Annotated in this window: 12 protein-coding genes; 9 read left to right on the forward strand and 3 right to left on the reverse strand. The window is 62.1% G+C overall.

The window, feature by feature from the left end; all coding sequences use genetic code 11:
* Positions 1-25 precede the first annotated feature (25 nt).
* The 5 genes from K5K89_RS07875 to K5K89_RS07895 all read left to right on the forward strand — a co-directional run bounded on the left by K5K89_RS07875 (position 26) and on the right by K5K89_RS07895 (position 5,400).
* Positions 26-1,336, forward strand: coding sequence for a citrate-proton symporter (locus tag K5K89_RS07875; RefSeq protein ID WP_222541151.1), 1,311 nt, complete (start codon positions 26-28; stop codon positions 1,334-1,336).
* Positions 1,333-2,775 (forward strand): amidase, encoded by a 1,443-nt coding sequence (locus K5K89_RS07880; RefSeq protein ID WP_222541152.1) that lies wholly within the window; start codon positions 1,333-1,335, stop codon positions 2,773-2,775. Before K5K89_RS07875 ends, K5K89_RS07880 begins: the two co-directional genes overlap by 4 nt.
* 64 nt (positions 2,776-2,839) lie before the next feature.
* Positions 2,840-3,598 carry an IclR family transcriptional regulator gene (locus K5K89_RS07885; RefSeq protein ID WP_033902706.1) on the forward strand — a complete coding sequence of 253 codons (759 nt, stop codon included), beginning with the start codon at positions 2,840-2,842 and terminating at the stop codon, positions 3,596-3,598.
* Between the two features lie 52 nt (positions 3,599-3,650).
* A complete protein-coding gene (locus K5K89_RS07890) occupies positions 3,651-4,241 on the forward strand; it encodes a YceI family protein (RefSeq protein ID WP_071488889.1) in 591 nt (196 codons plus the stop codon).
* 1 nt (position 4,242) lies between these two features.
* Entirely contained in the window at positions 4,243-5,400 is a 1,158-nt protein-coding gene (locus tag K5K89_RS07895) for a phospholipase D-like domain-containing protein (RefSeq protein ID WP_071488890.1), read from the forward strand.
* A gap of 113 nt (positions 5,401-5,513) precedes the next feature.
* Here the strand turns inward: K5K89_RS07895 and bglX are convergent, their stop codons facing one another.
* Positions 5,514-7,805: a beta-glucosidase BglX gene (gene bglX / locus K5K89_RS07900; protein ID WP_071488891.1), complete on the reverse strand. Its 2,292-nt coding sequence runs from the start codon at positions 7,803-7,805 to the stop codon at positions 5,514-5,516.
* Between the two features lie 226 nt (positions 7,806-8,031).
* Here bglX and K5K89_RS07905 point away from each other — a divergent pair, with 226 nt between their 5' ends.
* From K5K89_RS07905 to K5K89_RS07920, 4 genes are all read left to right on the forward strand, one after another.
* On the forward strand, positions 8,032-8,643 hold the full coding sequence (locus K5K89_RS07905) for a LemA family protein (RefSeq protein ID WP_058425190.1): 612 nt from the start codon (positions 8,032-8,034) through the stop codon (positions 8,641-8,643).
* An 18-nt stretch (positions 8,644-8,661) separates the two neighbouring features.
* Positions 8,662-9,390: a TPM domain-containing protein gene (locus K5K89_RS07910; RefSeq protein WP_092241318.1), complete on the forward strand. Its 729-nt coding sequence runs from the start codon at positions 8,662-8,664 to the stop codon at positions 9,388-9,390.
* Between the two features lie 28 nt (positions 9,391-9,418).
* The gene (locus K5K89_RS07915) at positions 9,419-10,036 is read left to right on the forward strand and encodes a TPM domain-containing protein (RefSeq protein WP_222541153.1); all 618 of its coding nucleotides are present in this window, start codon (positions 9,419-9,421) and stop codon (positions 10,034-10,036) included.
* A 132-nt stretch (positions 10,037-10,168) separates the two neighbouring features.
* The gene (locus tag K5K89_RS07920; protein ID WP_222541154.1) at positions 10,169-11,371 is read left to right on the forward strand and encodes a class I SAM-dependent methyltransferase; all 1,203 of its coding nucleotides are present in this window, start codon (positions 10,169-10,171) and stop codon (positions 11,369-11,371) included.
* Here K5K89_RS07920 and K5K89_RS07925 read toward each other — a convergent pair.
* Both K5K89_RS07925 and K5K89_RS07930 read right to left on the reverse strand, forming a co-directional pair.
* Positions 11,359-12,261, reverse strand: a complete 903-nt coding sequence (locus K5K89_RS07925) for a DMT family transporter (RefSeq protein ID WP_222541155.1) — start codon at positions 12,259-12,261, stop codon at positions 11,359-11,361. The genes K5K89_RS07920 and K5K89_RS07925 overlap by 13 nt on opposite strands.
* A gap of 100 nt (positions 12,262-12,361) precedes the next feature.
* Entirely contained in the window at positions 12,362-14,914 is a 2,553-nt protein-coding gene (locus K5K89_RS07930) for a TonB-dependent receptor (protein ID WP_071488896.1), read from the reverse strand.
* Between the last annotated feature and the right edge of the window lie 109 nt (positions 14,915-15,023).

Below are 15,023 nucleotides of genomic sequence, written 5' to 3' on the forward strand. Positions count from 1 at the left end.
CGATCGGTTGAATGGAGTGTTCCTCATGCAGACTGCAAAACCAGGTGTGTCCCGCACCCGCCAAGTGGTGGCGGCCGTAATCGGTAATGCGCTGGAATGGTATGACTTCATTGTCTACGGCTTTCTGGCGAGCATCATTGCCCGGCAGTTTTTTCCTTCGGATGACGAGTACGCGTCGCTGTTGATGGCCTTGGCTACTTTTGGCGTGGGCTTTTTCATGCGCCCGGTGGGGGGCATCCTGCTGGGGATCTATTCCGACCGCAAAGGCCGCAAGGCCGCGATGCAGTTGATTATCCGGCTGATGACCGTGTCCATCGCATTGATCGCGTTCGCGCCCAACTACGCCGCCATCGGCATGGGCGCGCCATTGTTGATCGTGGTGGCGCGCATGCTTCAAGGGTTTGCCACCGGCGGTGAATACGCGAGCGCAACAGCGTTTCTGGTGGAAAGCGCTCCGGCCCATCGCAAGGGCTTATATGGCTCCTGGCAATTGGTGGGGCAATGCCTGGCCGTGTTCGGCGGCGCAGCGATGGTGGCGGCGGTCACGCATTTCTTTTCGCCGCAAACCCTCGACCTGTGGGGGTGGCGCTTGCCCTTCGTGTTCGGTTTGCTGATTGGCCCGGTGGGCCTGTGGATTCGTCGGCACATGGAAGATCCAGAGGCGTTCATCGAGGCACGCAAACAGGCGAGCGGCCCGGCGCCGAGCCTGGTGCAGGTGGTGCGCGAGCACAGACGCAGCATCCTCGTCTCCATGGGCCTGGCCTGTGGTGCGACGGTGTCGTTCTATGTGGTGCTGGTGAACATGCCGACCTTCGCCCACAAAAGCCTTGGTCTGCCACTGGACCAGGTATTGATGGTGCAGATGTTTGCGGTGGCGCTGATGACCGTGGTGATTCCACTGTCCGGGCTGCTCTCGGATCGCCTGGGGCGGCGGCCGGTGTTGATGGCATTCACCCTCGCATTCTTCGTCATGGTTTATCCGCTGTACGTGTGGGTCGCCGCCGCACCGTCCATCGAGCGGCTGCTGGCGATGCAGGTGCTGCTGTGCACCGCCATCGGTGGTTTTTTCGGGCCGGCACCGACGGCATTGGCCGAGCAGTTTCCCATCGAAGTTCGCTCGACCGGTGTATCGGTCGCCTATAACGTGGCGGTCATGGTGTTCGGCGGTTTCGCACCGTTGATCGTCACGTGGCTGACCAAAGTGCTGGGCACGCCCGTCGCGCCCTCCTTCTATGTCTTGTTCGCTTGCGTGCTGACACTGCTGGGCACTTACTGCATGCATGAGGCACCGCGGGCCAAGCGACCGCTGCCGTTTTCCAAAGAGGTGAAGCCTTGAGTATTGTTGATTGGGATGCCACCGAACTGTCGCGGGCAATCCACGCGCGACAAGTGTCGTGCGTAGAGGTGATGCAGGCCTATCTGGCGCAGATTCAGCGCTTCAATCCGAGGGTGAATGCGCTGGTGTCGCTGCGCGATGCCGATGACGTGTTGGCCGAGGCGCGGGAACGTGATCGCGAGTTGGACCAGGGCCAGTCACGTGGCTGGATGCACGGCATGCCCCAGGCGATCAAGGATCTGGCGGCTACCAAAGGCTTGCGTACGACGCTGGGTTCGCCCTTGTTCGCCGAGCACGTGCCCACTGAAGACGCCATCAGCGTGGCTCGGGTGCGGGCCAGTGGCGCGATCCTCGTCGGCAAGAGCAACGTGCCGGAGTTCGGCCTGGGTTCGCAGACCTACAACACGCTGTTCGGCACCACTCTCAATGCCTACGACCCCAGCCTGGTAGCCGGCGGTAGCAGCGGCGGGGCGGCCGTGGCCCTGGCGCTGCGCATGCTGCCGGTGGCCGATGGCAGCGACATGATGGGCTCGCTGCGCAACCCGGCGGCGTTCAACAATGTGTTTGGCTTGCGTCCGTCACAAGGCCGCGTACCTCACGGGCCTATGCCTGAAGTGTTCGTGCAGCAGTTGGGCACCGAAGGCCCGATGGGCCGCAGCGTGACGGATGTAGCGCGGTTGCTGGGTATCCAGGCGGGTTATGACCCTCGGGTGCCATTGTCGTCCAAGGACGATCCGACGGTGTTCAGCCAGCCCTTGCAGCGTGATTTCAAGGGCGCACGCCTGGGTTGGCTGGGGGATTACAACGGCTACCTGCCGATGGACGACGGTGTGCTGAGCCTGTGCGAATCAGCCCTCGATGATTTCATCGCGTTGGGGTGCACAGTGGAAAGCTGTCAGCCGGACTTTTCCATGGCGCGGCTGTGGCGCAGTTGGTTGGTGCATCGCCACTGGCTGGTGCACGGCAACCTCGGCGCGGCCTACGCCAACCCTCAGAAACGTGCGCTGCTCAAGCCCGAAGCGCAATGGGAAGTCGAGGGCGGCCTGAATCTGACGGCCCAGCAGGTGTACCAGGCGTCGGTCGACCGCAGCGTGTGGTATCGCGCCCTCGCCAAACTGTTCGAGCACTACGATTTCCTGCTGTTACCGACTGCCCAAGTGTTCCCTTTCGAGGCACAACAACCCTGGCCGCGCCACGTTGGCGGGCGTGAGATGGACACCTATCACCGCTGGATGGAAGTGGTAATCGGCCCGACCCTCGCGGGGCTGCCGAGCATGAGCATCCCGGTGGGCTTCAACCCCCAGGGCCTGCCCATGGGCCTGCAGATCATCGGCCCGGCCCAGGCGGATCGGGCGGTGTTGCAATTGGCCTATGCTCATGAACAGCTGACGCAATGGGGGCAGCGTCGACCGCCGACGTGCCTTGAACCGACGGGTTGAGCCACGACCGGGCCTGTATCTTGCTGTGAACAATGATCATCCATCGGCAACAGGGAGATCGAACATGGAGACAGGCACCGTACGCTCGGTCGAGCGCGCACTGGCAATCGTCGAGTTGCTGGGCGAGCACCAGGCCCTGGGGCTGGAGGAGTTGCATTACCTCACACGTCTGCCCAAGGCCACAGTGTCGCGCATGTTGCTGACGTTGCAGGAGCAGGGTTGGGTCTATCGCGGCTTGAGCGATCGTCGTTACCGCCTGCGTGCCCAACGTTTGTTCGGCGACACCCAGCAACGCTTCAAGCGCCAGGTGGTGGAAAGCGCAGCGCCTTGGCTGCTGGAGCTCAGTGAGCGCACCGGGTTGGTGGTGGATTTGTCCTGTTTTGATGGCGAGCGCCTGGAGGTCATGGAAAGCGCGATTCCCAGTGTGTTGCGCAAGCTCTACCCGAACAATTGCCAGATCGTCGGCCAGCACGCCAGCCTGTTTCATTCAGCGATGGGCAAGGCCTGCCTGACCCAATTGCCGGCCGAAGAGGTTCAACGTTTGGCGGGCCGCGACCAGGTGGCGGCGGACGAGCAGTACCAGGCCTGCGAACAAACCCAGCATCAGGGCTTCGGCCAGCGCACCGAGGGGTATTGGGAGTATCCGGTGCGCCTGCCGTTTTTGATTCGTGCCGTGGCCTTGCCAGTGCGCGCCAATGGTCGCTTGGTTGGGAGCATGGCGCTGCATTGGCCGATGCATCAGGCGCCGGTTGAGCGGGTGTTGAACCTGCACCTGGCCAGCCTGGAAGAGACAGTGCGCGAAGTGCAGCGCGCATTGGCGTAACCCTCGCGATCCGGTTAAGGTTCGTCCAGGTTTTTCGCCCCACGAGTCTGCAATGTTCAACGCTTCTGTGATCAAACCCCTGGCTTTCGCCCTGTTGGCCGCCGCTGCCGTGCCTGCCCATGCCGACTGGTACCTGGATAACGAGTCCTCGCGGCTGTCGTTCGTCACCACCAAGAACACCGAAATCGCCGAAGTGCATCGCTTCCTGGTGTTGCATGGCAAGGTCGACAGCAAGGGCGCGGCGCAGCTTGAGGTGGAGCTGGAGTCCGTCAACAGCGGCATCCCGCTGCGCGACGAGCGCATGCGCAATCAGCTGTTCGAGATCAAGACGTTCCCCGAGGCGCTGATCAACGCGCAAATCAACCTGCAACCCATCAACGACCTGGCCCCCGGCGCGCAGCTTGAATTGCGCCTGCCGTTATCCGTGACGCTGCACGGCAAGACCCAGACCTACAGCGCCGAGCTGCTGGCCACGCGCCTGGATGACCGGCGTTTCCAGGTGGTCACCCTGGAGCCGCTGGTGGTGCATGCCGAGGACTTCGACCTGGCGCCGGGTGTGGCCGCACTGCGCAAGGCGGCGGGGCTCAAGTCGATCAGTCTGTCGGTGCCGGTGGGTGCGGTGCTGATCTTTACGGCGCGCTGACGTGAGTGGCGCGGTGTTCCCGTGGCGCAGCGCCAACCGTTTCGAGTTGTTGATCGACGGGCCGAGTTTTTTCCCGCAGATGCTGGTGGGTATCGCCCGCGCCGAGCGGCAAGTCGAGCTGGAGTTGTACCTGGTGGAAGCCGGCGCCTGCGCCGAAGCCATGGTGCAGGCGCTGGTGCTGGCCGCCGAACGCGGTGTGCAGGTGCGCTGCCTGTTCGATGATTACGGCAGCCTGGCGTTTACCCTCGGGCTGCGCAGGCGCTTGACCGATGCCGGTGTGGAACTGCGCTTCTACAATCGCCTGCGCTGGCGCCGCTGGATGCGCAACCTGTACCGCGACCATCGCAAACTGCTGTTGATCGACCAGGACATCGCCTTTGTCGGCGGCACCGGCGTGACCGATGAATTCTGGACGCCGGGCAACGACAGTGCCGACTGGCACGAAGTGATGGTGCAAATCAGCGGCCCCCTGGTGCTCGACTGGCAAGCCCTGTTCGACCGCCAATGGCACGCCAACAACGCGCGCCGCGCCTGGAAACCCGCCACCCATTTCGGCTTGCCACGCTTGCCCAGGATGCCCGCCACCGGACCGGGTCTGGGGCGTGTGGCCTATGCCGATGCCCGCCAACACCGGGACATTTTGCAATCGTTGATCCGTGCCTTGAACAGCAGCAAGACGCGTATCTGGTTGGCGACTCCGTACTTCCTGCCGACCTGGGGCGTGCGTCGTGCTCTGCGCCGGGCGGCGGGGCGGGGTGTGGAAGTGCGTTTGCTGCTCACCGGCCCGCGTACCGATCACCCGTCCGTGCGCTATGCCGGGCATCGTTACTACCCACGTTTACTGCGTTCGGGCGTGCAGATTTTTGAGTATCAGCCGTGTTTCCTGCACCTGAAGATGGTGCTGGTGGATGACTGGGTCAGTGTGGGCTCGTGCAACTTCGACCACTGGAACCTGCGCTTCAACCTGGATGCCAACCTGGAGGCGTTGGACCCTGAATTGACGCGGGCGGTGGCGGGCAGTTTCGAGCGGGATTTTGCCCAGAGCCAGGCGGTGAGCCTGGAGGCGTGGAAGTCGCGGCCGTTGTGGCGGCGGGTGAAGCAGCGGGTGTGGGGGTGGATTGATCGGTTGGTGGTGAACCTTCTGGATAGACGCGGCTAGCCAGTTCACTGGGAGGCAAATGTGGGAGGGGGCTCGCCCCCGATTGCAGGGTGTCAGTCACTGAAAATATTGACTGAACCACCGCTATCGTGGGCAAGCCCCCTCCCACATGTTTACAGCAGTTCGAAGGTTTGCTGTTGTACGTCCTGGGAATCCAACCCGATCTGCACATTGAACTCGCCTGGCTCGGCCGCGTACTTGAGCTGGGTGTTGTAGAACTTCAAGTCTTCCTCGGTGATGGTGAAGTGCAAAGTGCGCTCTTCGCCCGCCTTGAGCATGACCTTCTGGAAGTTCTTCAGCTCCTTGATCGGGCGGATCATCGAACCGGCCACGTCCTGGATATACAGCTGCACCACGGTTTCGCCATCGACCTTGCCGGTGTTCTTCACCGTCACGCTGGCGTCGAGCTTGCCGGTCTTGTTCAGGGTGGTGGACGACAGCGCCATGTCCGACAGGCCGAACGTGGTGTAGCTCAAGCCATACCCAAACGGGAACAGCGGCCCGGTGGTGTCATCGAAGTACTGCGAAGTGTAGTTGCCCGGTTTGCCTGGGGTGAATGGTCGGCCGATGGTCAGGTGGTTGTAGTAGGTCGGAATCTGCCCCACCGAACGCGGGAAGGTGATCGGCAGCTTGCCCGACGGGTTGTAGTCGCCGAACAGCACGTCGGCGATGGCGTTGCCGCCTTCGGTGCCGGCGAACCAGGTTTCCAGGATGGCGTCGGCCTGTTGGTTCTCTTCCAGAATCGACAGCGGGCGACCGTTCATCAGCACCAGGACCAGCGGCTTGCCGGTGGCTTTGAGGGCTTTGATCAGGTCGCGCTGGCTTTGCGGGATGTTCAGGTCGGTGCGGCTGGAGGATTCGTGGGACATGCCACGGGACTCGCCCACGGCGGCCACCACCACATCGGCATCCTTGGCAGCCTTGACCGCTTCGTCAATCATCACTTGGGCTGGTCGGGTGTCATCGACCACTTCCGGCGCATCGAAGTTGAGGAAGTTCAGGTAGTCGACCACCGCCTTGTCGTTGGTGATGTTGGCGCCACGGGCATAGATGATCTTGCCTTTTTCGCCGATCACCGCGTTCATGCCGTCGAGCAGGGTCACCGATTGCTCGGGTTTGCCGGCGGCGGCCCAGCTGCCCATCATGTCGATCGGCGCCTTGGCCAACGGACCGACCAGGGCGATGGTCGCGGATTTTTTCAGCGGCAGGGTGTTGTCCCGGTTTTTCAGCAACACCAGGCTACGGCGCGCGATGTCGCGGGCCTCGCTGCGGTGCAGGCGGCTTTCGGCGTAGGTGTCGGCCGGGTCATCCTCGGCCTTGCCGATGCGCAGGTACGGGTCCTTGAACAGGCCCATGTCGTACTTGGCGCCGAGCACTTCGCGCACGGCGTTGTCGATGTCACTTTGTTCGATCTCGCCGGACTTGAGCAGGCCGGGCAGTTCCTTGCCGTACAGCGTGTCGTTCATGCTCATGTCGATGCCGGCCTTGATCGCCAGTTTCGCGGCTTCACGCCCATCCTTGGCCACGCCGTGCTTGATCAGTTCGAAGATCGCGCCATGGTCGCTCACGGCCAGGCCCTTGAAGCCCCAGTCCTTGCGCAGCAGGTCGTTCATCAGCCAGGTATTGGCGGTGGCGGGCACGCCGTTGATCGAGTTCAGCGCCACCATCACGCCGCCGGAACCGGCCTTGATCGCCGCGTGGTACGGCGGCAGGTAATCCTGGTACATCTTGACCGGGCTCATGTCGACCACGTTGTAGTCGCGGCCGCCTTCCACTGCGCCATACAGGGCGAAGTGTTTGACGCTGGCCATGATGCTGTCGGCATTCGCGGGGCTGACGCCCTGAAAGGCCTTGACCATCACTTCGGCAATGCGCGAGACCAGGTAGGTGTCTTCACCGAAACCTTCGGAGGTACGCCCCCAGCGCGGGTCGCGGGAGATGTCGACCATCGGCGCGAAGGTGATGTCGAGGCTGTCGGCGGCGGCTTCCTGGGCGGCGATGCGCCCGGAGCGGCCGATGGCGTCCATGTCCCAGCTGGAGGCCAGGGCCAGGCTGATCGGGAAGATGGTGCGGTGGCCGTGGATCACGTCGTAGGCGAAAAACATCGGGATCTTCAAGCGGCTGCGCATGGCCGCGTCCTGCATCGGACGGTTTTCCGGGCGAGTGATGGAGTTGAACGTGCCACCGATGCGGCCGGCGGCGATTTCCTTGCGGATCAGCTCGCGGGGCATTTCGGGGCCGATGCTGATCAGGCGCAATTGGCCGATCTTTTCATCGAGGGTCATCTGCTTGAGCAGGTCGCTGACGAAGGCGTCCTTGTCCTTGAGCGCAGCAGGCTTTGTTTCTGCCCAGGCGGGGTGGGTGGCCAGCGTGGCAACAAGGCCGAGCAAACACAGCTTCTTCATGAATATCCTTTTTCGGCTCACTGCACAGCGAAAATGCGCTGTTCTGCCAAAATGTGGTGAACGTAATGTTGTTGTTCGAGTGTTATACCGACAAATGCCGCACACTTCGGAACTCTTATTAGCGGTGGGCATCTTTTTAGCTGATTGATTCGATGCAATCCAGTCGTGGCAGCGGATTATGCCTTACCGGTGCCCAATTCCATCAAGGTTCGCCAGGAGAAACACCATGCAAGCAGCACAAGGTTACCGCTGGGGCTTGAAAGCCGCGGTTTTGCTATTGATCGGTACGGTGCTCAGCGGTTGCGGCATCAACAACATCCCGACCCTGGACGAACAGGCCAAGGCCGCCTGGGGCCAGGTGCAGAACCAGTACCAACGCCGCGCCGACCTGATCCCCAACCTGGTGGAAGTGGTCAAGGGCTATGCCGCCCATGAGCAGGACACCCTCACCGCCGTGATCGAAGCGCGGGCCAAGGCCACCTCGATCCAGGTGGATGCCAGCACCCTCGACAACCCGGAAAAACTCAAGCAGTTCCAGCAAGCCCAGGACGGCTTGAGCGGCGCGCTCAGTCGTTTGATGGTGGTGTCCGAGCGCTACCCGGACCTTAAGGCCAACCAGAACTTCCTGGCCTTGCAATCCCAGCTTGAAGGCACCGAAAACCGTATCGCCGTGGCCCGTCGCGATTTCATCCAGGCGGTGCAGGCCTACAACACCGAGATCCGCACCTTCCCTGGCCGCCTGTGGCACAGCGTGATGTACAGCGACTTGCCGGTCCGCGCCACGTTTGAAGCCACCAGTGCCGATGCCGATAAAGCGCCGCAAGTGAAGTTCAAATAAGGCTGCGCTGAGGTGTCGATGCGTTTATTACGGATAGGCCTGGCGCTGTGGCTTCTGGCCTGCGTGGGCGTGGCCCAGGCGGCGCTGACTTTCCCGGCGCTGACCGGGCGGGTGGTGGACAACGCCCAGATGATCGACCCGGCCACGCGTGCGCAACTGACCCAGCAATTGCAGGCGCTGGAGCAGACGTCCGGCGACCAGATCGTGGTGGTCACCGTGCCCGACCTGCAGGGCGTGCCGATTGAGGACTTCGGTTATCAACTGGGCCGCCAGTGGGGCATCGGCCAAAAAGGCAAGGACAACGGCGCGCTGTTGATCGTCGCCCGCGATGAGCGCAAATTGCGCATCGAAGTCGGCTACGGCCTGGAAGGTGTGCTCACCGATGCGCAGTCGTGGGTGATCATCAACCAGGTGATTGCACCCAAGTTCAAGGCCGGTAACTTCAGCCAGGGCATCAGCGACGGTGTGGCGGCGATGGTGCAGGTGGTGAGCGGCGAACCGCTGGCCGTGCCGGCCCATGTGGCGGACGCCAACTTTGCCAAGGATAATCCCGGGTTTTCCATCGGTCTGTTTATCCTGCTGATCGGCGTGTTGTGGCTGTGCAATCGCCTGGGCCTGCCGGTGGGCGCGATCCTGCTGGCGATTCTCAGCAGCAGCGGACGCGGCGGTGGTGGCGGGGGCGGCGGCGGTGGTTTCCGCGGCGGCGGTGGCGGCTTTGGCGGTGGCGGGGCTTCAGGCGGCTGGTGATGATAATAATGAGAGAGCAAGCACAACCATGGCATTACTGACTGAACACGAGCAGCGCCAAGTCGCTGAGGCGATCGCCCGCGTGGAAAAGACCACCGACGCGGAGCTGGTGACCGTGCTGGCCGCCCGCGCCGATGACTACGCCTACATCCCGCTGCTGTGGGCCAGCCTGATCGCGTTGGTGGTGCCGGGAGTGGTGCATTACCTGTCGGGCTACCTGAGCATGTACACCTTGCTGCTGGCGCAATGGGCGACCTTCATCGTGCTGTGCCTGGTGTTCCGCCTGCCCAAGGTGACGACACGGTTGATCCCGCGTTCGGTGCGCCACTGGCGCGCCTCCAACCTGGCGCGACGCCAGTTCCTCGAGCAGAACCTGCATCGCACCCTGGGCAGCACCGGTGTGCTGATTTTTGTCAGTGAGGCCGAGCGGTACGTGGAGATCCTGGTGGATGACGGCATTTCCAGTCGCCTGGATGACAGCAACTGGGATGGGATCGTCAAGGCATTTACCCAGCAGGTGAAGCAAGGGCAGACGCTGGCGGGGTTTGTGGCGTGCATCGAGGCCTGTGGCGAGTTGTTGAAGGTGCATGTGCCGGTGACGCAAACCCGCAATGAACTGCCCAATCGTCTGGTCGTACTCGAATAAAACTCAGTGTTGGGCAAAAAAATGTGGGAGGGGTGGTGTTCCATCCAATGACCACTGATCAAATAACCCCGTGCCCTGAATCGCTATCCCCCCTAAAATGCCCGGCATTCCCTGCCCGAGGCGTTTTTGTTCATGTCTGTCACTGCTCAACCGGATCATCATGCCCAGTTCATCGAACTGCTGAGCGCAAGCCTCGCGCAGAATGCCTTTATCAAGCTGGTGCTGGCCAAGTACGTCGGCGATGAAGCCGAGTTGCAACGGCTGATCATCAAGCCGGTAACGGTCAAGGAGCAGCCGTGCCTGTCCTTCGTCTACCGCTACAAGACCCGCGATATCACCAAGAACTTCCCGGTGGCCGAGGGTGTGGCAGCGATTGCCGAGTTGCTGCCGGCCCCGTTCAAGAACGCGCACCTGCTGTCGCTGACCGACGAAGCCCAGCTGGAATACAGCAAGAAGAACAAAAGCTCGCTGTTCAGAAGCAAGCCGCAGCAACTGCGCGAAGCGCCATCGGCTGAGCATAACCGCGAGAAAAACCGCTTCCTTGACCTGAGCCGGCCGTTCCTCGCCGACCTGGGGGTGACTGACGCCAGGCAGGCGCTGATCCCGTCGATGTCGCGCAAATGGAAGCAGATCAACAAGTTCATCGAAGTGTTCAGCCATGCGCTGACCTCGTCACCGCTGAAGCTGGACCAGCCGGTGCGCGTTGCCGACTTCGGCTCGGGCAAGGGCTACCTGACGTTCGCCATCCACGACTACCTGCGCAACACCCTCAAGGCCGAGGGCGAAGTGACCGGCGTTGAATTGCGCGAAGACATGGTGACCTTGTGCAACATCGCCGCCGCCCGCCTGGAGCACCCTGGGCTGGTGTTCAAGTGTGGCGACGTGCGCAGCGTGGCCCCCAGCGAACTGGAGGTGATGATCGCCCTGCATGCCTGCGACATTGCCACCGACTACGCGATCCACACCGGCATCCGTTCCGGCGCGTCGATCATCATGTGCTCGCCGTGCTGCCACAAACAGATCCGCCTGCAGATCCAGAGCCCGGTGCTGCTCAAGCCGATGCTGCAATACGGCCTGCACCTGGGCCAGCAGGCCGAAATGGTCACCGACAGTTTGCGGGCGTTGTTCCTCGAAGCCTGCGGTTATGAGACCAAGGTGTTCGAGTTCATCTCGTTGGAGCACACCAACAAGAACAAGATGATCCTGGCCGTAAAACGCTCAGAGCCACTGGACAACGCGCAGTTACTGGAGAAGATCCAGCAACTCAAGGCGTTCTACCACATCACCGAACACTGCCTGGAAACCCTGCTGCGCGCGGAGGGTTACCTGGCCTGATCGGCCAATGCTACGGGCGCAGGTCGCACCGCCGTCTTGCGCCCCAGCATCACCGTCACGATCACCCCACACGCAAACAGCCAGGTTATCGGCTCGATGTGTTCACCAAAAAACAGCGCCGAAAACGCGATGGTGAAGAAGATCTGCAACAGCTGGATCTGGCTGACCCGCGCAATCCCGCCCATGGCCAACCCGGCGTACCAGGCAAAGAACCCCAGGAACTGCGAGAACAGCGACACATAGCCAAACGCCCACCACGTGCGCATCGAAATCGCGCCTTGATGCTGCGCCGCCAGGTACCACACCGGGCCGATCAGCACCGGCGTCGACAGCACCAGCGCCCAGCAGATCACCTGCCAGCCGCCCATTTCCTTGGCCAATCGACCGCCTTCGGCATACCCCAGGCCGCCCACCGCAATCGCACCGAGCATCAGCAAATCACCGGCCTGGATGCTACCGGCGCCGGTAATCAGCGCGTAACTCAACACCAATCCACTGCCCAGCGCTGCGCAGGCCCAGAAAGCTTTCGATGGCCGCTCATGGGACAGCCACGCCGCATACAGCGCCACGCACAGCGGTTGCAGGCCGTTGACCAATGCGCCGTGGGACGCCGGCAAGGTCTGCATGGCCCAGGCTGACAGCACCGGGAAACCGAGGATCACCCCCGCGATCACCAGGCACAACCCGCGCACCTGGCGCCAGGTCGGCCAGCGTTCGCGGCGCCACAGCAACAGCGCCGCCGCCGGGATCGCCGCAAACAACGCTCGGCCCAGGCCGTTGAGCAACGGGTGGATTTCCTGCACCACGATGCGGGTGAAGGGCAGGGTCAGGCTGAAGATGATGACGCCCAGCAGGCCGAGGGCCATGCCGGTATTTTCGCGCGAACTCATGGGGCAACCAAAACGAGAGGGCTTCAAGGGAAGCCCATCTAGCCACATCCCCCGCCGGTTGCGGGCCTACAGCTGAGTGCGGATTTATCCGTACAGTTTTTCAGAAGAAGCGGGTGATGCTGACCTTGGCATCACGGCCCTTGGTGTAGGCGCGGTCGCCGCTCAGTGCCGGGCGGAAGTTGTTGTTGAACAGGTTGTCCACGGTGAAGTTCACCTCGGTGCCTTTCAGATAAGCCTGTTGGGGTTTCCATTTGGCGAACAGGCCCTGGGTGTTGTAGCGCTTGTTGCCGTACTGGTCGTAGAACAGATCACCTACGCTACTGCCAGGGCCGCCGGAGTATTTATCACTGGGCAAACGTGTGGTTGCCCCGACGAACTGGCCCGTCCAGCCGACCTGGGCATCCCACGCCGGAATATTGGTGCCCACCACCAGCACCCATTTGGTCGGCGGAATATCGCGCGCGGCCACGTTCGGGCCCCACGGGTTGGTGTACGCACCTTGGTGGTCACCCTTGGCATAAGCGAACGATACCGAGCCGAACAGGTAGGTGGAGTTGTAGAACGATTCGAGCTCGAAGCCCTTGATGGTCAGCCCGCCGATGTTGCGGTAGTTGGACATGGCCCCCGGCGGGCAGGCGGTGGAGATGGTCCCGCCATTGATGGCCTGGTTCTGGCAGCCGACACCCGTGGCCTTGAAAATCTCGTCTTCGACTTTGTTGTGGAAGAAGGTGGTGCGCAGCTGCAGGTTGTCGTCATGGGCGATCAGGTTGTCGAAGCTGCTGACGCTGCCCACGCTGATCGAGGTGATGCGTTCCGGGTCGAGGTCGACGCTGGTGGCGGTGCGGTTGCCCAGGCCTTGAACTTCGTACTGCTCGTCGATCACCGGCGCACGCCAGGTCTTGCTCCAGTTGGCGAATAGCCCCAGGTTCGGGTTGACGGTCCAGAACACCGCCAGGCGCGGCGACCAGCCGGTGTAGGTGCGGTCGCTGTAATCGTGGCCGACGGACGGGTCGGGATTGCTGTAGTACGGCGCATCGTTGGCTTCGCCACGGTTGCGGACATGGTCGTAGCGCATCGATGGCGTGATGGTGACGTCGCCCAGCGTGACGGCATCCTGTACGAAGAAACTGTTGGTATCGACTTTGCCATGGGGCATGAAGCCTGGCTGGAAATGCCCATAGTTATAGCGTGGGGTGTTGTACGTGGTACCCGGCATCCACATCTCGGTTTCGCGGATGTGCTTGCGGATTTGGCCGCCGACCGTGACGGCATGCTGCAAGGGACCTGTATCAAACAGGCTGACGTTGCGTATGTCGAGGTTCTTGTCGGTGTAGGCGGTGTCCATCTTGCGCCCGCCGGTGGCCAGTTGGAAAAACGCCGTGGCGTCGCGTTCGTCGGTCTGGTCGGTGTTGGACTGGGAGTACTTGACGGTCAGGTCCACCAGCGGGTTGTCCAGCGGGGTGTATTCATATTTGCCGGACCAGGTGGTGTCGACGGTGTCGCGGTGGGCCAGAAAACGCTTGAGTGCCGCTTCGTAGCCATAGCGGTCAATATTGGCCTGGGTGGGCGGCGTGGGATAGCTGGCGGCAGAAAACGGTGTCCAACGGTCGCTGTGTGAACGCGAGTAGGACAAGCCAACGGCGTGCTCTTCGGTGAAGTGGGCGTTGACCTTGAACAGCTTGCCGTCGACGTTCTGGGCGGAGTTCGGCAGGCGCTGGGGGTTGATCGGGTATTGGTTGTTCTCGTTGGGTAATTTGGCGGCCACCTTCATGTCGTCGCCGTCGCGTTGGGTCAGGTAAGCCAGGGCATCAAAGCGTCCGTCGTCGGTGCGACCATACACGGCGCTGCTGTAGACCTGCTCGTGGTCGTTGCTGGAGTAACCGTATTTGAGCATCGCACCGCTGTTGCGGCCGTCCTTGAGCAGGTCGGGGGCGTCCTTGGTGGTCATGTTGACCGTGCCGCCGAAACCGCCGTTGCCAGTGAATGGCGAGTTGGGACCTTTCTCCACCTCAATGCTTTTGATCAGCTCGGGCTCGATGAATACGGTGCCTTGTTGATAGCGCTCAAAGCCGCTCTTGGTGGCGCCATCGACGGTCAGCGGCACGTCTTCGGCATCGCCAAAACCACGGATGTTGATGGTCTGGCCGCCAGGCTTCAGCGAACCGCCCTGGCTCACGCCGGGCAGGGTCTGCAGCAGGCTGGGGATGTTGTTGGACTGGTAGCGGTCGATGTCTTCCTGGCTCAGGGTCGAGCGGCCGACGGTGCTGGAGTCGACCTCGGTACCAGTGCCTATCACGCTCAAGGCGTCCAGTTGGATTGCGCCGCTGTTGGTGGTCTTGCCCTCATCGGGTCGCACGACATAAGTGCTGCCAACCTTGATCAGGGTGAACTCGCCGTTTTTCAGCAGGGTGCGAATCGCCACTTCCGGCGTAAAGTCGCCGTTGAGCGCGGGCGCCTGCACGTTCTTGAGCAGCTCTTCGTCGAACAGCAACTGGATCTGAGCCTGCTGCGCCACCTGGCTCAGGGATGTGGCCAGCGCCTGGGCTGGCAGCGTGAATGCCTCGGCCTGGGCACTGAGGCTCAATACCAGGCAGCTGGCGATGAGGGTCGGTCGAAGAAACAGGTGCGAAGCGTGGCAAGGCGCGCGAAACATGAAATCCCCCGGTATGGCCAACTGGCCGAAAAGGTGTGCGTATCGAACTCAGACCGGAGGAAGACGGTGCAGCTGAAAAAATCCACACCTGCGAATGCAAAATATTCTC

Origin of the sequence: Pseudomonas sp. DR208, assembly GCF_019823005.1 — a bacterium.
In the GTDB taxonomy this organism is placed as follows: Bacteria; Pseudomonadota; Gammaproteobacteria; order Pseudomonadales; family Pseudomonadaceae; genus Aquipseudomonas; species Aquipseudomonas extremorientalis.